The sequence below is a fragment of the Xenorhabdus kozodoii genome (assembly GCF_002632875.1).
In the GTDB taxonomy this organism is placed as follows: domain Bacteria; phylum Pseudomonadota; class Gammaproteobacteria; order Enterobacterales; family Enterobacteriaceae; genus Xenorhabdus; species Xenorhabdus kozodoii.
The window spans coordinates 18,713-37,509 of sequence record NZ_NJCX01000018.1; the positions used below are offsets into that span (position 1 = coordinate 18,713).

Genomic DNA, 18,797 nt, shown 5'->3' on the forward strand with positions numbered 1-18,797 from the left:
AGTTGATCAGCGCCGCACAAGCCGGCGAGCGACAAGGTAGCCGGAAGTCCCGCTTAATCCGGGGCCTGGGTGGGTTGAAGCCCCAATGTGAAACACGTTACTGACTGGCGTTTGGTGCGCCTTTGCACCTTGCGAGGACGCAAATGGGCGTAGCCAGAAAAATTGATCCGGTGAACAAATCCCCGAATAGGGATCGCCGCCTGACAAGTTGCAGTTCAATGCCTGTAAGTCCGCCGGTGAATAGGCTCTGCGACCCACAATCGAAGCGGAAAAACCCGCCATCACCGTTTCCAGACGTGCCTGAATGCGATCCGCAACCGCTTCGCGGATCGTGTCATTCCATTTGCCATCTGCCGGAATTGGAATTTCGCCCAAAGCATCACCTTTAAGCTGGGTGGGCAACTCCTGCATTTGAATCCACAAGATCCACCCCCCTTCTGGGGCGCGGGAAGGATCAAGGGCGATTGGCTGCCCTATTGCCAGTGTCGGGTGGCTTGGCAGATAACCGTTGTTGGCTTGTGTGACGGATAAACACACGTGTTCCATGCTTTCTGTCAGGTGGACAAGGGGGACATGGCGTAATTCAGGATCACACCACGGGGGCGGCGTGCTCAAGGCAAAATGAATCTGCATTCCCCCACGCCCATAACGATAGTTTCGCGCCTGTTGCAAGACAGGTTCGGGGATCCTATCCAGCAGGTGACCATAAAGTTGTTGGGGCGTTACATTACAGACCACCGCTTCACTGGCGTGGTAAACCTGCCCTGCGACTATCACCCCCGAAGCGCGGCGTTTTTTCCCCTGCCCTTGGCTGATGATGCGGTCAACCTGAGCCTGGGTGATAAACCGACCACCGTGTTGCTCGGTGATCTGTTTTAGCGCCTCGACAATGCGCATACTCCCGCCTTTCACCACCGGCATCCCGCCTGCAATCACGGCGGCAAAGGTGAGTTTACCTATCAGGGCGGAGCTGGCATCATCCGGCCCCAACCCGGTATGCAATACCCACGGCGCTAACAGGGCGCGACTAAAATCAGACTGTAATTCACGTTCAGCCCAGCGCCGGAAAGTTTCCAATGAACGACCGGCAAACCCGGTCAATCCCTCCATGCCGCGTTTGCGCCATTCAGAAAACAGTAGCTTGGCTATGCCGAAGCTATAGGGATTTTGCCCAAGCAAGCCAAAGATCAAACCGGCATCATCATGAAAGATTTGCTGGGCCATGCGCGTTAATGCTTCGCCATCACCTGCCGCCATTTCATCGAGCCGCAAGGCAGAGGCCAGAATATCCCGTTTTAAAGCAATGCTTTTGCCATTGGGTTGAACCAGCCCGGTCGCATAATCACTTTGCATGAATTCCAGGCCGGCCTGTTCCAACGCCGGCCTGAGTTCTTGATAAGCCGGGCTACCCAAAAACAGCGGATACCAGCAAGAGAGCACATCATGGGTATAACCGGGAAAAAGGGCTTCCGTGCGAATACAACCCCCAAGAACGGCATTACGTTCCAGTACCAGTACGGATTTGCCCCATTTTGCCAACAAAGCGGCACACACCAGCGAGTTGATGCCACTGCCGATAATAATCACTTGTGGCCTGGACGCTGTCATGATGCCGCTCCCGAAAAGGATTCAACTAATGCCAGAACACGCAACGGGCTGCCCGATCCGCCGCCGATTTTGAGGGGAGCAGCAATAATGACCGCGCCAGTCGGTGGCAACAAATCAAGATTTTTCAAACACTGTAAGCCATATTTATTCGCCCCATGCATCAAGGTATGGCAGGGATAAGCCACAGGCCAGGCGTAAGATTGCCCCGCATCCGTATTAATGGTTTCGACCCCAAATCCTCGGATGTCACGCTCATGGATCAACCACTCCACCGCTTCCTGACTTGGTCCCGGCGTGTGGGCACCATCATCACGCATATTGAGGAAACGAACCGGATCGTCTGCCCGTTTTGACCAATCGGTTCTCAGCAGTAACCATGCACCGGCGGGAATCGTCCCATGCTGCTTTTCCCAGCTTTGTAAAAACTCAACCGTCAATATCCAGTCTGGATCTTGTGCCACCGGTTGACTGGCATCCACCACCACCGCTGGCGCTACAAAATTGTGCACGGGGATGGTATCGACGGTGTTATCTGGCTGATCTTTGCCACTGACCCAGTGTATCGGTGCATCAAAATGGGTTCCGGTATGCTCACCACAACTAAAATTGTTCCAGTACCAACCTGGACCATTTTCATCATAGTGAGAAATGCGCTCCATTTTGAATGCCCAAACCTGGCCAAATTGCGCCGGCAACTGCAAGGCCGGAAAATCCGCCGTTAATGTCTGTGTCAGGTCGATGATTTTTACACTGCCCTGATTTAACGCAGCAACAAACGCAGTTAACGCACTGTTCATGAGTCATGTTCTCCTGAATGTTTTCCCAACAGAATAAGGCTGTTATATCTCATGAACATCATGAAGTCCGGTAAACATGCCACTATGAAAAACCAGTGGCTTACCTTCGATACTGGCAATGCGTTTGACTTGTCCAATCACCAACAAGTGATCCCCCAAGTGCGTTTGCTGGTGATTGGCGCAAACCAGGGTTGCTATCGCGCCCCCAATGGAGGGGATACCTTCAGGCGTTTCCTGCACCGGAATATCCTGAAATTTATTTTCCACCCGTGAACTGGCAAAACGCAGAGCCAGCTCCCGATGGTCACAGCCAAGAATGCTGATCGTAAAATATTCACAGTCACGGAATACGGCAAGATTCGGGGAGTGTTCCACCAGACTCCAGAGCACCAAAGGCGGCTCCAGCGAAAGCGAAGCAAATGAGTTGATGGTCAACCCCACATCACGCCCTTCGGCAGTACGTGTCGCAACAATGGCAACGCCGGTCGGATACTTTCCCAACAGTGAGCGCAACATCCTGCCTTCAAACTCGGTTGCGCCCCACTCACTCTCAAGCAACGACATTTGGGTATTGATATTCAGGGTATTCATGTAGTTTTCCCCCGTTTATGCCCGAATTTCTTCAATCATCTGTGAATGAATATACTCTTCACAGGCGTGGGGATCTTCCCACCACGGAAACAGTACCGGAGGATGGTTGAAAGCATTGGCAATGGTGCTGGCGAGTGTCGGCAAGCGTTGGGCGGCACCCAGTAAATCCAGAATGTGTGGCTTTGGTGGGATAAGCAGACTGTTTGTCCACTCGACAACGTAGTGACCGTATTGCCAGAATTGTTCGAAGGTATCGTGCATCCATTCAGCCGTGAAAGGCTTGTCACCACGGGCAAGGATCGCCTCGTAGTAGACTTTGCTGGCTTTTGTTGCATTATTCGAACCTTGCCCGGTGATGGGGTCATTGGTAACCACCGCATCCCCCAACCCAAAAACCTGACGGCCAGAAGGCAAAGTCAGCACCGGCTTACGAACCACGGGGGCAAAGCGTCCCGCCAGAATACCGTTTTCATCGGTCAGCTCCACCTGTTCACAACGTTCAGACTCCCACGGCAGGAAAGTCTTAAGGATCTGCTTGCTATAGGCCAGATGTTCCTGCGGTGTTCTGGCCTCTTGCCAGCCATCCATTGCCCCACCGGGAATACCTTCAAATACCATGATGTCGCAGGGACCATTCAGGGTCAGGGCAGGGAAAACAAAATACTCGCCCACGCCTGGGATCAAGTTAAAAGAAACACGGGAATATTCTGGCGTTGGCAACATACCCTTGACATAAGTCAGTGCCAGTGCGCGCCGGGGTTGATCATAGGGAGAGCGTGAAGCATCGCGCTCCATTAATCGCACAATTTCCCCTTTCCCTGCGGCCAAAATGACCAGTTCATGGCGGGCAGCCAGGCGTTCCAGTTCAGCAACCCCGACATCGCTAATTTCCAGCTTGCCGCCACGGGAAACAAATGACTCCAGCCAAAATGGCATCTTAATACGTTGATCGACCGCTTGCGCATAGTTGTCGAGCCGTGCACTCCAGCCAATTGCCTTGTCATTGGGAAATTCGGGATGTGGCACAGTAAAACCGATACCTTCAACGGGCGGACATTGGGTTTCCCACTGATTCAAGCCTAAATCACGTTCAAATTGCAAAGAAGAATCGAACATGCACTGACTCGACAAAACCCGACCATGGCGAATATCATCAGGCGTACGGTTGGTGACCACAGTGACTTGATAGCCCTTGTCAAGCAGACCAAGGGCCAGAGGTAGTCCAGCTTGGCCACCTCCTACGATTGCGATATGACGCATAGTATGTTCCTCTTTCGTTTTACTTTGGATAGGTGCGCTTGCACCTACTCCGCCAGCCGCGGAATAGCGGGTTTTGCCTGTTCGGGTCCCATGGCTGAATAACCACCATCAACGGCATAATCCGCACCGGTGACAAAACTCGCCAAATCGGATAAGAGAAATGCCACGACCTGAGCCACTTCTTCTGGGTGACCGATACGGCCAAGCAGGTGATAATCTGCGGCAACGGTATCGGCTTTCTGTCGATGCCCTTGGGTTAACTCATCCATAACTCGTGACCAAATCCACCCCGGTGAAACCGAGTTAACGCGGATATGGTCAGCGGCATAATCCATTGCCATACTGCGGGTGATTTGCAGTAATGTGGCTTTTGAGGCGGGGTATAACCAACGGCCTGTCTGGGCAATCGAGGAGGAAATGCTGGTGAAGTTAACAATGGCCCCCCCTCCGGCGGCAATAAGATAAGGGCGAACAAATTGAGCGGCTCTGACGGCACTGATCACATTGGTATTTAAAGCCGTTAACCACGTTTCACGGCCAGAATTGGCGCCATCATCCAGATAAGTGGCGGCAAGGTTGATGAGGTAGTCCAGACGGTCATAATAAGCAACAACGTCATGTATTCCTGCAGAAAGCTGTTTGTCGTCAGTAATATCGACGCGCCAAAAATGGATGGATTCCGGTTGCAGGCTGGCCACTTTTTCCCCACCGGCCTGATCAATATCGAAAATCGCGACCTTAACCCCATATTCACTCAATACCTTGGCAACGGTCGCACCAATTTTGGTCGCCCCGCCAGTGACAATAGCGACTTTATTATTTAAGCCCTGCATAAAGGGTTCCCCTTTTGTCATATGCCCGACCTGAGTGATTCAATAAATCATGAGGGGGTATCATTACGTGAAATAAGGAGATTCAAATAGCCGCTATATGCAGAAAAGATCCATCCAGTGCAGATATATACTTGTCGCCTTTCAGGAACAGCAGGTTGTCGGGCTGATTGAGCAGCATCGCTGGACTCGCGATATTCAGACGTATGGCAAGAGCCGGCAATGTGATACGCGTCCTTCTTTGTTAGCCACTAGTCATATACAGCAGAGAGACAGCGCTTCCTCTGCTGTTTTAATAAATATTTTTCGTAGTTTGGGTGGCTCATGTGGTACTGCTATGTTGGGCACACTTTTTATTTCGTATTTCAATATTCACATTTATGATATTAAAATATCTCTACTATCTAGTAACCGTGTGTTTGTTTATTATCTTAACAGTATCAAGAACATGATGATTAATCATGGTTTGGAAACTAATTTTCAGAATATTAAACATACAGCGATTGTTATATACCAATCGCCTTTCAAGATGCGTCTTATATCTCCCCGCTACGCGGGGAGATATAAACACTCTCGTTGGTTTGCAAGCGGCAACTTGAAGTTAGATTGGTATATTGGAGCAGAAGATAGTACAACAAACCCAAATTATGGTTTTTAATGACTTGTTTTTGATCATGGGAGGAATAATGCTGATCACAGTTTTTTTAGTCTTGTTTTCCACCTATGATTTCAATTTATATTTGATTAAGAGGTAATCATAATGAATCAACAAAAATCAATGACTATTTATCATTATTTATTATCGCGTGATGCGATAATGACTCTTATCATTCCTATTATTCTTTACAATATCATGTATTGGATAATGGGAGTTGGTATTGCTGTGCTGACAGTAGCCCTTTATTCTGGAGGTCTACAGTTGGTTAGCCGGCAGAGAAATTCTTTATTCATAGTTTTTTTTATAATGGCATCAGGGGGTAGTCACTACCTTTATCTTCATGGATATACTTTGTTTAATATTAATAAGGAAAGTGTCTTTTTATCTGTTAGTGGTGCTCTTTCTGTAGTAGTAATATTTGGTTTTTACTCTGTAATAAAGCAACCAATCATACGGACAATAGCTGAACAAGCTATGCCAAGATTGAAGAGTATCCCTGCATATGGTACCGCATTGTATACTAGAGCTTGGCATGAAGTTACAATAGCTTGGATTTTGATCTTTTCATTGAAAGCGGCGGGGGTCTATATTCTTTCTTTTCAAAGCAATGTGCCTATTGATGTAATTATTTTTATTAGTGGATGGCCATTAACAATTTTGATGATATTGTTTAGTTTTCATTGGCCAAAATATCGTTGGAAATCCAATTTAAATAATATAAACGATAAATAAAAAATATAAATACATTAAATATTTCAATTATTTTTTACTAAACAGCACTTAACCCTATGTTATTAAAATTAATTATTATGAATATTAATTTTTTGTAACAAGTGGATAATTTAATGGAAAAATTTGGAATGATTATGATAAAAAACATTAAGATAATTATTGTTATTTCCATTATTCTCCTATCGGGTATTTATTTTTATTGGTATTTTTATTGGCGTTTTTTTCAAACCACAAATAATGCTTATGTGCAAGCAAGCATTACAAATGTTAACTCCCGATTAAGCGCTATACCAATCTAACTTCACGATGCGTGTGATTTCTCCCCGCTTCGCGGGGAGAAATCAACACGCTCATTGGTTTTCACGCTGCAACTTGTAGTTGGATTGGTATAGATTTGAGGGAGAAGAGGAAAAAGAAGATTTAAAGTTTATTCAATAAGGCAGCACTTCGGTGGGATTTTATATCCGCCGCCGCAATGATCCCCAATACCTCAGTATCGCCTATTGCTGGCGGCATTCTTACATTAGAAACGATAACCTAAACCGACATTAAACCCATTGATACCCTGATCTTTGCTACTGTATTTCGCGGATGAGCCTTCATAACCGGCATAAAGGCTGAGGTTTTGAATGGGGTTGAATTCCACTCCCGCACCATAGGCGAAATGAGTCGATTCTTTATTTATATTCCAGGAATAATGGCTAATTTTACCCTTTATTTCTTCATATTCGTTCTCAAAGAGATCAATTTTAGAATGGGAAAAACCCAATAAGCCATATATACTCACGCCATCGTCAATGCGGTATGCTGGGCCAACCATCAATGAATAATATTTCAGATCAGCACTGCCTTTCCAGGACTGGTTATTATTATTGTAACTGCCATTTTTACTGCCTTTCATATAGGTAAATGAACCCATAATAATAACCGGAGAATCCCATTCATAGCTGTAATGAAGATTGGCGCCACGAATAGTTTTAAAATCCTGAACCTGGCTTTGCGCATAACCTACAGCCACAGTCTGAGAATCTGCATAAGTGACGGAGCCATATATAAAGCTGGATACGACTAAAGTGGCAAGAAGCGCATTTTTCATCACCATCAAGAATTACCTTTCATGTTTATTAAACGTTTTAACCGTTTAAAGTATAGATAGCTTCTGTCAGGCAATCGGATAAAATGCAACAAATGTGAGTCATATTGGATTATTGATAGCATCACCATGACTTATATTGCGCCGGTGTATTGCCATTTTTAAATCAGGGTTATTTTTTGATATCAACCAAGTCGAAAAAAACGCGTTACTATTTTTGATTGTCAGTCTCAAACGCGAGTCCCACTCTACCTAACTAAAGGAAGTGACAATGAAATTAGAAACCTTATCCATCCACGCAGGTTATTCACCCGATCCAACGACCAAAGCCGTTGCTGTCCCTATTTACCAGACAACCTCCTACGCTTTTGATGACTCCCAACATGGTGCCGATCTGTTTGACTTAAAAGTGGAAGGTAACATTTATTCCCGCATCATGAACCCAACCAATGATGTACTGGAAAAACGTATCGCCGCCTTGGAGGGGGGGATCGGTGCACTTGCGGTCGCTTCTGGCATGGCGGCTATCACCTACGCCATCCAAACCATTGCTGCTATCGGGGATAATATTGTCTCTGTCGCAAAGTTGTATGGCGGAACGTATAACCTGATGGCACACAGTTTCCCAAATATTGGGATTGAAACCCGTTTTGTTGATCATGACGATCTCGCAGCCCTTGACGCCATGATCGATAACAAAACCAAGGCGGTCTATTGCGAATCCATCACCAACCCCAGTGGCAACATTGTTGATATCCAGGCACTGGCAGAGATTGCCCATCGACACGGCATTCCCCTGATTGTCGATAATACCGTCGCAACGCCTTATTTATGCCGCCCATTTGAACATGGCGCAGATATTATCATTCATTCCCTGACGAAATATATTGGCGGGCATGGCACCTCAATTGGCGGAATAATCGTTGATTCAGGCAAATTCCCGTGGACAGCTCATCAAGATCGCTTTGCCATTTTAGGCACGCCAGATCCTTCCTATCACGGCATCACCTATACCGAGCATTTTGGCGCGGCAGCCTTTATCGCTCGCTGCCGTGTTGGGCCGCTGCGTAGCACAGGTGCGGCCTTATCGCCATTCAATGCCTTCTTGATCTTACAGGGGCTGGAAACCCTGGCGCTACGTATGGAGCGCCATACTGAAAATGCCCTCAAGATCGCGCAATATCTGGAAAAACACCCCCAGGTATCCTGGGTGAAATATGCGGGATTGTCTGCACATCCTGAATATGATTTGGCTGTCCGCTATACGGGGGGCAAGCCAGCGTCTATTCTCTCTTTCGGTATTAAAGGCGGGGAAAAAGCAGGCATCCGCTTTATTGATGCCCTGCAACTGATTGTACGTTTGGTGAATATTGGCGATGCCAAATCACTGGCCTGCCATCCGGCATCAACCACCCATCGCCAACTCAATGATGAAGAAATGGTCAAAGCGGGGGTTTCACGGGATTTAATTCGCCTGTCCATTGGTATCGAACATAGCGATGATATTATTGCCGACCTTGCGCAAGCACTGGAGGCGGCAAAAACACCGTAAAATCGTGGTGAAACGCTTCGCACCAGAATATTGAAAATGCGTTGTCCGAGAATAAGCACAGGCTTAGTGATTTTGAGCCTGTGTTTTTATGTAAAAAATAAAACAGCGCAATCCGCCATTTCTGATACGATTGCGCCGTTTTAATCCGTTCAATCATTCTCCAACGCCCCAACTTACCCCTTCTTTCGAATAATCCGGCGACGCTTATTAAACAGATCCGGCAATATCGTCTGCGATACGCATTGCCACTCAATTTTATCGACATCCACCCCTTGTTTGGCAAAGTAGTCTGACAGCGCTGACTGGCAGTGCAGGAGGGCTTCAACAGCACAATCCCCTGCCAATGTCAGCAACCACTCCGTCTGGGTTAGCCGGTAATCACTGGTCAGCGGCAGGGTATTGGCAATGATCCGCGAACAGGGATCAGCAAAAATACTCACCGTTCCGCCAGCCAGTGCTGGCAAAATTAATTGATCATCATTGCGCCCTTCAATGCGTTCTATCGCTAATGCCGGATTACCGCAAGCGCACGGCGTTTTCTTCACCACCAAAATATCATCAAGCTGATAACGCACAATGGGCTGCGTTTCCCGGGTAAAATCGGTAATGATCGGGTTAAAACGCGATCCATCAAGCCAGTTGGGTTCAATATGCAGAAACTCTTCATTAAGGTGCAGCGTCCCATGCGGGCAAGTACACGCCAGAAAACCTTCTGTTGCCTGATAGATTTCACCCACCTCCCTGAATACCGTTGCCAATAACTGGCGATCTTGCGGTTCCAGCACTTCTGCCACCGAGATCACTTTAACCGCGGGCAATAACACTTCACCTTGTTGGATCTTCAATGCCAGCGCCCGCAATACTTGAGCCGGTGCGACGATAATTGTTGGTGCATACGCGACTAACGCTTGTAACTGCTGATTAAAGTCGGCGAACAAATCAAAAAAACGGAAGGATATCCAACGGTTCTGGACACTATCGTAGAGATTGTTTCCTGCCCGTAAAAACAGCGCCACGCGTTCACCGTGAAATAACCCCTTTGGCAGCATTTTGGCGAGCATAATGCCTGCCCAGATGCTCCGTTCTTTAGGGCTAATGACAAAAATGCCTCGCTGCCCCGATGTCCCCGATGACATGCCAACGCTGAATTTGCCGACCGTTGATTTGAAGTTTCGTGACTGTTCGCTTAAACGTGCACATGCCAAAAGTGCATCGCGTTTAAGACCGGCGGTATTCATTTGGTCAAAATTTTCCATCATGATGGCTTTATTCATCAGCGGATATTCCGCCAACGGTAAATCACCGTAGGCGGAAAAATAAGGGCTTTTCGCCAGAACCTTATGCCGGAATCTCGCCAATTCTCTCCGTTGATGCTGTTCAAGCTGCTGTCGATTGGCAAATTTCCACCGTTTCTTGGCACGCCAATAGTACCAAAGCGTTTTTAATATCATTCCAAATCTCCCTCATGGCATAGCTGGATCGGGATCTGCTTTTGGTCAATTTGGTGGAGCTTATTCAATGTTTCATAATAGGCACGGCTGTCATCCATAATGATATTGGCTAACTTGGCAGGCCCACGCCGTTCGCGGTAATTGGTTGGAGTCCAGGCGGCATCTCCCGCCAACAACACCCAACCCTGTTCGGTCAAGACACAAAGGCCAAGATGCCCTGCCGCATGACCTGGCAGCGGAACAATCAGTATCTGTTTTTGGCTCCCAGGCACCACATAACCGTCCCCCAATACCGCTAATTCTTCCGGTAACGGGCTGGTTGCAAACCCTTCATAAAAACGCACTCTGGATTCGAAATCTTCCGGGATTAATCCGCGCACAAAGGCTTTTTGCAGTGCAGCAATGCCGCGTAAGTGGCGGGTTTGCTGCCAACCTTCTCCCGAACAGATAAATTTGGCCTGCGGAAAATCCCGTAATCCCGCGATATGATCACCATGAAAGTGAGAAAGGATAATGCCATCAATATCACGCGCCTGAATGCCTTCCTCTTTGAGTTGCATCACCAATGAATCTTTGGTGTCAAAGTGGACGGGCGTGACCCTGCGATATAACTGAATGATCCCACTGCGAGTGTGATCATAAAAATGGCTGGCGTATCCGGTATCCAGTAGCCAACGCCGGTCATGACACTCTAACAACCACGCACGGGCTGGAAATTTGCAGACACGCAAACTGGCGCCTTTCAGTACCATACAGCCAGGGTGAGTGCAGTATCCCACTTCAAAAATACGCATCTTAACCATGTGGACTCACCTGATCATCGGCCTGTTTTAGCCAATTGGCCGTTAAATGAATGCCTTCTTCTAGGGTATAAATCGGCGAATACCCTAATTCTTCTCGTGCCTTTGTGTTATCCAATGTCATGGAATAATAAGCCGCGCCAATACCGTAACGGGTGAGCAATGGCTCTTTTCGGGTGAGCAGGGCAATGCCTTCCAAGATTGCCGCAACACTATACAAAAGTGGATAAGGCAATGATTTTATTTGATAATCAAACTGCATCTCATCAAATAATTGCCCCAAGGTCTTCGCCAATGGCTGGGGTTGTTGATTGGTAATGTTATATATCGCCCCACTTGGTAATCCTTCGCGTTGAGTTGCCAATGCCATAGCATGCACAACATTCATGACGTAAGTCAGATCCAAGGCATTCCTTCCCCCCGCAGGCAAGGCCATAGCGCCCTTGCTGGCTTTCACCTGCGCCAGCAAACGCGGCAACAACACCCTGTCATGCGGGCCAAATAACCCACGCGGGCGCAGGATGATATAAGTTGTGTCAGGATGGCGATGGATCAGTGGGCGTATGTTCTCTTCAGCCAGAAACTTGGTTCGGGCGTAATCATTGGCGAAACGCTGGCTGCGCTGATTTTCAGTCACATGCTGTTGGTGTGAAAAATTAAAGTATACGGCTGGGGTAGAAATATGGACAAATCGCCGGATACCCGCTATTCCTGCCGCCTGCGCCAATACCTTTGTCGCCGTCACATTAATACGTTCAAACTCCTCAGGATCTCCCCAGGGGGAGGATTTTGCAGCACAATGCCAGACGGCATCACAACCTGACATCAGCGATATGGCTTCGTCCACCGTTAACGTTGCCAGTTCAGCACGGCGAAACTCCGCGCCCAATTGAACCAATGACTCCCCCGCTTGCGGGTCACGTCCGGTTGCCACGACTTTCTTGTTATGCGCTAACAGGTAATCAACCGCATTACGTCCCAGACCGCTTGTCGCTCCAGTTACAAGAATTTTCATGGCCTTAAAATCATCTCACTTAATGAAAGCCCGGCCGCTGTACCCAGTAACATCACATAATCACGACCATAATAGCGATCGGTAATGATGGCTTCATGCAGTGCACTGGGAATGGATGCCGCGACCTGATTACCGCGATGACGATAGATATTCACAAATCGGTCATTCTTGATATTTAATCGCTTGAGAATATGTTTCAATCCCAAATGGCTCGCCTGATGGGGGATCACGGTATCAATATCAGACATTTTAAGATTGGCGCTGGCTAATACGCGCGCGTTAAATGCTTCAATCAATGAAGCCGTCAGTTTAAACAGCGGCTTACCCTGCATCTGAAACAGGAAGTCACTCTCTTCCATCCCGGTACGCAGATTTTTGCGCGTCCCACCTGCCCGGATCTCACATAATGCGAGGCCTTCTGGGTAGGTTTCATGTTTGTGGGTCACAATGCCGCTTTGCCCATCCCCCCTTTCAACAATCATACAAGCCGCCCCATCACCAAAAATCAGTGAAGATTCTTGATGCGACCAGTCAATCCCACGGGAAGCCATCTCTGCGGAGACAATGGCAATACGCCGATATCGTCGGGTTGCCAACAATCCTCCCGCAACATCCAAGGCAGAGATAAAGCTCACACAGCTTGCATTAATGTCAAAACAGGCAGTCCCTGCTGTTAATCGGCTCGCTTTTAAAATATGTGCGGCAGAATAAGGTAGGGCTTGGATCGGGACGGCGGAAGCAGAAATCAGCAGGTCAATGGAATCGGGTGAGATTTGGTGGGTTTCTAGCGTATTATGCAATGCATCTGTGGCCAATTTAGTTGGGGGAGTTTCATAATCAGCATGATAGCGATACTCTATACCTGAATGTTTTTCTACAAAACCATTCGGTTTATTTAACTTCAGGTCTAAATCGGACGAATACACTTTTTTTTCTGGTAAAGCAATACCAGATGCAATGATCTTTAATGGGATCAATTCATTTGCGTTTTTCATTTTATGATGACTTCCAGATGTTAGTTTTTTGTTTAATTTTATTTTCAGAATATAAAATGAATTCTGAGTAGGGTAAGCATTAAATGAGTATTTATCAGATAGCCGATTAAACAGGAAGTCTATATTTATGATACATCACATTACTAAATTGAAATACCGAATACAGGGATATGATAAATAAAAAGTTTTCCAAATTTATCATTTCGATATCATGAAATTTTTTTAATCCAGGAAACCTGTCATGAGATTTAATCATAGAGCTTGTTGTATCGATGTAACATAAAGGTCAATTTTGGTTTACCAATAAATCAACTTGATTTGATTATTGATAAATAATCATTTGGAGTTTTTATTTCATTATAGAATTATATGAATATTGTAGGAGACGTTTTTACTCCTCGCTCTTCGAGGAATAAGGGCTGTTCATAAATATCAGTGTCTCATTATTATGGAAAGGTATTCACTTAAGTTTTTAAAAAAATCATCAATTATGCAATATATATACCAGTCGCCTTTCAAGATGCGTCTTATATCTCCCCGTGTAGCGGGGAGATATAAGCACTCTCATTGGCTTGCAAACTGCAACTTGAAGTTGGATTGGTATATCTTGTAAAAAGATCGATATTATTTTTATGAATAAAACAGGATTTATTCGGATAAATGAAGTGACTGTTTTTTTCAGCCATATATACCAATCTAACTTCAATTGCAAAACAACCCATTTTACGTCCCCAGAACAAAGACTATTATCCGTTGGAAAGTTTTATTGCCTGGCATCGCAAACAGGTTTTTAAGGAATAATCGCCAGAGCGATTAAAAAGGGGAAGCCCAGGCTTCCCCCATCATTCAATGTGATTTCAGATCACTGGCTGGCTTTTAGTTTTTGGAAGTACTCTTCGTACAGGATATTGGCATTGCCAACATCACTCTGCCATTCGCCCTTCTTGATCACGGCGGCATCGGGATACAGGGACTTGTCTTCTGTCATGGATTTCGGCAGTAATTTTTTCGCTGCCAAATTCGGGGTTGGGTAACCAATTTTTTGGGCAACCTGCGCCGCAATTTCCGGGCGCAACAAGAAATCGATCAGCTTCATCGCACCATCGACATTCTTGGCATTCGCCGGAATAGCCAAGCTATCCATCCAGAAAATTCCGCCTTCTTTCGGCCAAATAATCTCAACCGGAGTGCCCGCCTGACGCGCAACATAAGCCGAGCCGTTCCACATCATACCGATATCTGTCTCGCCTTCCATAAACGGGTTGGCGGGGTTATCAGAGTTAAATGCCAGAACATTTGGCATCAGTTTTCTCAGTTCCTGATAAGCCGCTTCAATCTCTTTTGGATCAGTGGTATTGCCGGAATACCCTAATTTCAGCAACGCCATCTGGAAGACTTCACGCGCGTCGTCAGTCAGTACTAAGCTGCTTTTGTACTCCGGTTTCCAAAGATCCGCCCACGAAGAGAGAGACTTGGGATCAATATTATCGCCATTGACACCAATGGCCGTTGCCCCCCAAATATAGGGGATAGAGTAATCGTTGTTCGGGTCAAAAGACTTATGAAGCAGGTTAGGATCAAGATTATGGAAGTTGCTCAATTTACGGGTATCGATTTTTTGCAACATCCCTTCTTTACTCATCTTTGAGACAAAGTAAGTGGATGGAACCACTAAATCATAAGCGCCATCTTTATAGGTTTTCAGCTTGGTGTACATGCTCTCATTGGATTCATAGGTGGAATAAATCACCTTAATCCCAGTCTCTTTAGTGAATTGGTTGAGCAAACCAGGCGGAACGTATTCAGTCCAGTTGTAGAAATACAGCGTCTTGCCATCATCAGCGGCAGCGGCATTCACCGAACCCATGCTTATTGCCATCATCCCAGCGGCTAACAGACAGAACCACTTTTTCATGTTGTTTTTCATGTCATGTTTCCCCTCGCAGTTGGTGCGTTAATATCGTATAGGTTCGGCGTGAACCTATCCCCGAAAAAGGGGCTATTATAAAAGCCGCGTTTTATAGGGTAAAGCCACTTGTTACGGTGCAAAGAAAAGCGTGGTCAACTCGCAACCACGCTTACAAGAAGATTAAGACTTACCGATGCGATCACGCATCACAAACTGGCTAATCAGCACCAACACCAACGACATCAGTAATAAAATCGTGGCTAATGCGTTCACTTCCGGCGAAATTCCCACTTTGACCATCGAATAGATCTTGAGTGGCAAAATTTCATAGCTTGGCCCTGTCACAAATGAGGAAACCACCACATCATCCATCGATAGGGTAAAGCTCAGTAACCAGCCCGCCATGACAGCCGGCATTGCCAGCGGCAGGATGATTTTTCGCAGGATGGTCAATTCACTTGCGCCCAAATCCCGCGCCGCTTCCAGCATCTTAACGTCGAAGTCTTTCAGGCGGGAATACACTGTTATCACCACAAACGGCAGGCAGAAAGTGATATGCGAAAACAGCAGTGACCAAAATCCCAGTGAGACACCAAGCAGCATAAACAGCACCAGCAATGAAATTGCCATGACGATATCCGGCGACATCATCACGACAAACAGCATCCCACCCACAAATTTTTTGCCACGGAACGAGTAACGATACAGGGCGACCGCCGTCAGGGAACCAATTAAGGTCGCAAACGAGGCTGACGCGACCGCCATCGTCAGGGAGTGGCCGGCCGCTTGAAGCAGGCTGTCATTAGAGAACAACAAGCTATACCATTCAGTGGTAAAACCCTGCCAGCTAATGCCAAAGCGTGATTGGTTAAACGAGCTTACCAGCAGGATAATAATCGGGATATACAGGTAAGCGTAGACGGTGGTCATGAAGCCACCGCGCAACAGGCGTCCGATCATTCCAGTTCCACCTTCTTGTTCAGCAACTTAGCCGCACGATAATAAACCAACAGCATCAACCCCATGACCAGCGTCAGGCAAATGCTGGTCGCCGCCCCAAACGGCCAGTCACGGATGTTGAGGAATTGGCTCTTGATCACGTTACCGATCAGCAGGTTTTTCGCCCCGCCCATCAAGTCAGCCACATAGAACAGCCCCATCGCTGGCAGCAATACCAGCAGGCAACCGGCGATAATCCCCGGCATGGTCAGTGGCACAATGATGCGGATAAAAGTTTGCAATTTCCCCGCCCCCAAATCGCGCGCCGCTTCCAGACAGGGTTTATCCAGCTTCTCAATACTGGAATAGAGCGGCATCACCATAAATGGCAGCAAGATGTAGACCAGCCCCAGCACAACCGCTTCGGGGGTATACATGATGCGCAACGGCTTATCGATAATCCCTATCCACAGCAGAAGATCATTCAAATACCCACGGGTACTGAGAAACATCTTCAAGCCATAAATACGAATTAACGAGTTCGTCCAAAACGGTACGATCAACAAAAACAGCATCAGAGGGCGCAGTTTCTCCGGCATACGAGCCAGGAAAAAAGCGAACGGATAGCCAATCACCAGACAGCACAGCGTCGCGACAATCGCCATATTCAGTGAATGCAGCAGCACTTCGCCATACAGTGGATCGAACAATCGGGTATAGTTATCCAGCGAGAAGACCATCTGCACTAAATTGGCATCATCACGGGTCAGGAAGCTGGTTCCGATAATCATCAGGTTCGGCAAAAAGACGAACAGCATCAGCCAGGATACGATGCCCGTAATGACGATATTCTGGAATAGTTTACGCGTCTTCTTCATCGACCAGCACAACCTCCCAGCTTTCTACCCAAGTCACGGCAATCTTCTGGTTCAGGGAGTGATCAACGTCGGGATCGTCTTCGTTGAAGAATTCGCTAACCATGACCATCTTGCCATTTTCCATTTCGACCACTGAATCCAGCGTCATCCCTTTGTAGTTACGCTCACGGACATAACCAATCAAACCCGATACTTGCTCACCGTTATTGATCTCTTCCACGCGCAAATCTTCCGGGCGCAGCAACACTTTCAACGTCTGCCCAACCGTCACGGGCAGCGATGTGAAAATATCACACTCGTGGCCTTCAACATTGGCGCGTATCCGCTGGTCATCAATACGATGCAGCACTTCGGCATCAAAGATATTGATTTCGCCGATAAAGCGGGCAACAAACAGGTTTTTCGGCTCTTCATAGATTTCACGTGGAGAACCATCCTGTTCAATGCGTCCGTCACGCATAACCACGATGCGGTCTGACATGACCAGCGCTTCTTCCTGATCGTGGGTCACAAAGATAAAAGTGATGCCGAGCTTGCGCTGGAGCGCCTTTAGCTCATTTTGCATCTGTTTGCGTAACTTATAATCGAGTGCGGACAGGGATTCATCCAGCAGCAAGACTTTCGGTTTATTCACAACCGCACGGGCAATCGCGACACGTTGCTGCTGGCCGCCGGAAAGCTGGGCGGGTTTACGCTGGGCAAACGCTTCAAGCTGAACCATGCGCAAGGCTTCCTCAACACGCGGGGCAATCTCTTTCTCCGGTGTTTTCTGCATTCGAAGCCCAAAAGCGACATTTTCAAATACGCTCATATGGGGGAACAGGGCATAACTTTGGAAGACCGTATTAACGTGACGGTGTTCGGCGGGGATCTCGGTAATATCCTGCCCTTCCAATAAAATTTTGCCGCCGTCTGAATCTTCTAGCCCTGCAATCAGACGGAGTACTGTGGTTTTGCCACAACCGGATGGCCCAAGGATGGTCAGAAACTCGCCATCATTGATTGTCAGATCGAGCTGTGAAATAACTTGTTTGCCGTCGAAGCCCTTACTCAAGGCTTTCAACTCAACGAGTGGTGTCAGAGAGGTGTTCTCAGTCATTTATGCTATCATCTATCCCTTGGAATAATGCAGATAGAACCGCCACGGGAAAAGACTGTGTCAGCTAGAGGAGGCATCATTTCTCCGCTAAAGCTCAAAGCCAGTGGCGCCGGTTGAAAATACGAAGCGCGCATAATAAACGCAGACAGCCCAAATTGAAAGCCGAAACAATGACAATATGTCATTTTTTATTACTATTTCACGAAGGGTAACAACAATGTTTGATTTTGCGCCTAATTTAATCGCTTGGAAATAATTTACTACCGGATGCTTTTAATCTATTTTATTTTCAATGAGATCCTAACGCGTATTTCTGTTGGTCAATAACGATTGTTAGTTTATCCCCATGTGTATGGGGAACACGCTTTACTAAAATCTATCCTTAGATAATTTTCCGGTTTATCCCCATGCATATGGGGAACACTGAGCCAATGCTACAACGGGACATTTTAATTCCGGTTTATCCCCATGCATATGGGGAACACAGGAATCCAATCATTCGGATTATCCCCGTAATCGGTTTATCCCCATGCATATGGGGAACACCCTCCCTTTCACCGTACCCTCGTGAACGACTCCGGTTTATCCCC

The 18,797-nt window shown here is 47.0% G+C and carries 16 protein-coding genes, 2 pseudogenes and 1 CRISPR repeat array (1 of these 19 cut by a window edge); of the genes and pseudogenes, 4 read left to right on the top strand and 14 right to left on the bottom strand.

The features are described 5' to 3' along the window. Positions 1-6: 6 nt before the first annotated feature. From Xkoz_RS12810 to Xkoz_RS12830, 5 genes are read right to left on the bottom strand one after another with little or no spacing between them, the layout of a single operon-like run. Positions 7-1,608, bottom strand: a complete 1,602-nt coding sequence (locus Xkoz_RS12810) for a phytoene desaturase family protein (protein WP_244183475.1) — start codon at positions 1,606-1,608, stop codon at positions 7-9. Next, complete coding sequence (locus Xkoz_RS12815; protein WP_099142536.1) at positions 1,605-2,405, bottom strand: cyclase family protein; 801 nt, start codon at positions 2,403-2,405, stop codon at positions 1,605-1,607. The genes Xkoz_RS12810 and Xkoz_RS12815 overlap by 4 nt, the downstream gene beginning before the upstream one ends. Before the next feature lie 42 nt (positions 2,406-2,447). Continuing rightward, positions 2,448-2,996: a flavin reductase family protein gene (locus Xkoz_RS12820; RefSeq protein ID WP_099142537.1), complete on the bottom strand. Its 549-nt coding sequence runs from the start codon at positions 2,994-2,996 to the stop codon at positions 2,448-2,450. A 15-nt stretch (positions 2,997-3,011) separates the two neighbouring features. Beyond that, positions 3,012-4,256 carry a styrene monooxygenase/indole monooxygenase family protein gene (locus Xkoz_RS12825; protein WP_099142538.1) on the bottom strand — a complete coding sequence of 415 codons (1,245 nt, stop codon included), beginning with the start codon at positions 4,254-4,256 and terminating at the stop codon, positions 3,012-3,014. Between the two features lie 44 nt (positions 4,257-4,300). After that, entirely contained in the window at positions 4,301-5,110 is an 810-nt protein-coding gene (locus Xkoz_RS12830; RefSeq protein WP_244183476.1) for an SDR family oxidoreductase, read from the bottom strand. Positions 5,111-5,177: 67 nt separating this feature from the next. On the opposite strand from Xkoz_RS12830, the pseudogene Xkoz_RS25940 reads away from it, so the two are divergent. Next, positions 5,178-5,324, top strand: a pseudogene (locus tag Xkoz_RS25940) (IS4 family transposase); the annotation flags it as partial. Positions 5,325-5,846: 522 nt separating this feature from the next. Continuing rightward, complete coding sequence (locus Xkoz_RS12840) at positions 5,847-6,476, top strand: hypothetical protein (protein ID WP_099142541.1); 630 nt, start codon at positions 5,847-5,849, stop codon at positions 6,474-6,476. 523 nt (positions 6,477-6,999) lie between these two features. Here the strand turns inward: Xkoz_RS12840 and Xkoz_RS12850 are convergent. Continuing rightward, the gene (locus Xkoz_RS12850; RefSeq protein WP_099142542.1) at positions 7,000-7,578 is read right to left on the bottom strand and encodes an Ail/Lom family outer membrane beta-barrel protein; all 579 of its coding nucleotides are present in this window, start codon (positions 7,576-7,578) and stop codon (positions 7,000-7,002) included. A 262-nt stretch (positions 7,579-7,840) separates the two neighbouring features. Between Xkoz_RS12850 and Xkoz_RS12855 the strand changes: the two genes are divergently transcribed. After that, positions 7,841-9,121, top strand: coding sequence for a bifunctional O-acetylhomoserine aminocarboxypropyltransferase/cysteine synthase (locus Xkoz_RS12855; RefSeq protein WP_099142543.1), 1,281 nt, complete (start codon positions 7,841-7,843; stop codon positions 9,119-9,121). A 173-nt stretch (positions 9,122-9,294) separates the two neighbouring features. On the opposite strand, the gene Xkoz_RS12860 is transcribed toward Xkoz_RS12855, so the two are convergent. Genes Xkoz_RS12860 through Xkoz_RS12875 form a run of 4 tightly spaced genes read right to left on the bottom strand, consistent with a single transcriptional unit; the run spans position 9,295 to position 13,382 of the window. Beyond that, entirely contained in the window at positions 9,295-10,572 is a 1,278-nt protein-coding gene (locus Xkoz_RS12860; RefSeq protein WP_099142544.1) for a F390 synthetase-related protein, read from the bottom strand. Further along, positions 10,569-11,375, bottom strand: a complete 807-nt coding sequence (locus Xkoz_RS12865; RefSeq protein ID WP_099142545.1) for an MBL fold metallo-hydrolase — start codon at positions 11,373-11,375, stop codon at positions 10,569-10,571. Before Xkoz_RS12865 ends, Xkoz_RS12860 begins: the two co-directional genes overlap by 4 nt. Then, positions 11,368-12,387, bottom strand: coding sequence for an NAD-dependent epimerase/dehydratase family protein (locus Xkoz_RS12870; protein ID WP_099142546.1), 1,020 nt, complete (start codon positions 12,385-12,387; stop codon positions 11,368-11,370). The genes Xkoz_RS12865 and Xkoz_RS12870 overlap by 8 nt, the downstream gene beginning before the upstream one ends. Then, positions 12,384-13,382: a 3-oxoacyl-[acyl-carrier-protein] synthase III C-terminal domain-containing protein gene (locus tag Xkoz_RS12875; RefSeq protein WP_099142547.1), complete on the bottom strand. Its 999-nt coding sequence runs from the start codon at positions 13,380-13,382 to the stop codon at positions 12,384-12,386. The genes Xkoz_RS12870 and Xkoz_RS12875 overlap by 4 nt, the downstream gene beginning before the upstream one ends. 702 nt (positions 13,383-14,084) lie before the next feature. On the opposite strand from Xkoz_RS12875, the pseudogene Xkoz_RS25010 reads away from it, so the two are divergent. Further along, positions 14,085-14,183, top strand: a pseudogene (locus Xkoz_RS25010) (phosphorothioated DNA-binding restriction endonuclease); the annotation flags it as partial. A gap of 61 nt (positions 14,184-14,244) precedes the next feature. Here the strand turns inward: Xkoz_RS25010 and potD are convergent. The 4 genes from potD to potA form a co-directional block, all read right to left on the bottom strand. Continuing rightward, a complete protein-coding gene (gene potD / locus Xkoz_RS12885) occupies positions 14,245-15,297 on the bottom strand; it encodes a spermidine/putrescine ABC transporter substrate-binding protein PotD (protein ID WP_099142548.1) in 1,053 nt (350 codons plus the stop codon). Between the two features lie 174 nt (positions 15,298-15,471). Next, a complete protein-coding gene (gene potC / locus Xkoz_RS12895) occupies positions 15,472-16,251 on the bottom strand; it encodes a spermidine/putrescine ABC transporter permease PotC (protein ID WP_099142549.1) in 780 nt (259 codons plus the stop codon). Beyond that, positions 16,248-17,108 carry a spermidine/putrescine ABC transporter permease PotB gene (gene potB / locus Xkoz_RS12900; protein WP_099142550.1) on the bottom strand — a complete coding sequence of 287 codons (861 nt, stop codon included), beginning with the start codon at positions 17,106-17,108 and terminating at the stop codon, positions 16,248-16,250. The genes potC and potB overlap by 4 nt, the downstream gene beginning before the upstream one ends. Beyond that, on the bottom strand, positions 17,092-18,207 hold the full coding sequence (potA, locus tag Xkoz_RS12905; RefSeq protein ID WP_099142551.1) for a spermidine/putrescine ABC transporter ATP-binding protein PotA: 1,116 nt from the start codon (positions 18,205-18,207) through the stop codon (positions 17,092-17,094). Before potA ends, potB begins: the two co-directional genes overlap by 17 nt. A gap of 334 nt (positions 18,208-18,541) precedes the next feature. After that, a CRISPR array of direct repeats spans positions 18,542-18,797; the repeat unit is 29 nt; unit sequence CGGTTTATCCCCATGCATATGGGGAACAC; it runs 2,703 nt beyond the window's last position.

Excerpts from the sequence above, each read along its gene's own strand:
- Xkoz_RS12810 (WP_244183475.1), bottom strand. The coding sequence starts at position 1,608 with ATGACAGCGTCCAGGCCACAAGTGATTATTATCGGCAGTGGCATCAAC.
- Xkoz_RS12815 (WP_099142536.1), bottom strand. The coding sequence starts at position 2,405 with ATGAACAGTGCGTTAACTGCGTTTGTTGCTGCGTTAAATCAGGGCAGT.
- Xkoz_RS12820 (WP_099142537.1), bottom strand. The coding sequence starts at position 2,996 with ATGAATACCCTGAATATCAATACCCAAATGTCGTTGCTTGAGAGTGAG.
- Xkoz_RS12825 (WP_099142538.1), bottom strand. The coding sequence starts at position 4,256 with ATGCGTCATATCGCAATCGTAGGAGGTGGCCAAGCTGGACTACCTCTG.
- Xkoz_RS12830 (WP_244183476.1), bottom strand. The coding sequence starts at position 5,110 with ATGACAAAAGGGGAACCCTTTATGCAGGGCTTAAATAATAAAGTCGCT.
- Xkoz_RS12840 (WP_099142541.1), top strand. The coding sequence starts at position 5,847 with ATGAATCAACAAAAATCAATGACTATTTATCATTATTTATTATCGCGT.
- Xkoz_RS12850 (WP_099142542.1), bottom strand. The coding sequence starts at position 7,578 with ATGGTGATGAAAAATGCGCTTCTTGCCACTTTAGTCGTATCCAGCTTT.
- Xkoz_RS12855 (WP_099142543.1), top strand. The coding sequence starts at position 7,841 with ATGAAATTAGAAACCTTATCCATCCACGCAGGTTATTCACCCGATCCA.
- Xkoz_RS12860 (WP_099142544.1), bottom strand. The coding sequence starts at position 10,572 with ATGATATTAAAAACGCTTTGGTACTATTGGCGTGCCAAGAAACGGTGG.
- Xkoz_RS12865 (WP_099142545.1), bottom strand. The coding sequence starts at position 11,375 with ATGGTTAAGATGCGTATTTTTGAAGTGGGATACTGCACTCACCCTGGC.
- Xkoz_RS12870 (WP_099142546.1), bottom strand. The coding sequence starts at position 12,387 with ATGAAAATTCTTGTAACTGGAGCGACAAGCGGTCTGGGACGTAATGCG.
- Xkoz_RS12875 (WP_099142547.1), bottom strand. The coding sequence starts at position 13,382 with ATGAAAAACGCAAATGAATTGATCCCATTAAAGATCATTGCATCTGGT.
- potD (WP_099142548.1), bottom strand. The coding sequence starts at position 15,297 with ATGAAAAAGTGGTTCTGTCTGTTAGCCGCTGGGATGATGGCAATAAGC.
- potC (WP_099142549.1), bottom strand. The coding sequence starts at position 16,251 with ATGATCGGACGCCTGTTGCGCGGTGGCTTCATGACCACCGTCTACGCT.
- potB (WP_099142550.1), bottom strand. The coding sequence starts at position 17,108 with ATGAAGAAGACGCGTAAACTATTCCAGAATATCGTCATTACGGGCATC.
- potA (WP_099142551.1), bottom strand. The coding sequence starts at position 18,207 with ATGACTGAGAACACCTCTCTGACACCACTCGTTGAGTTGAAAGCCTTG.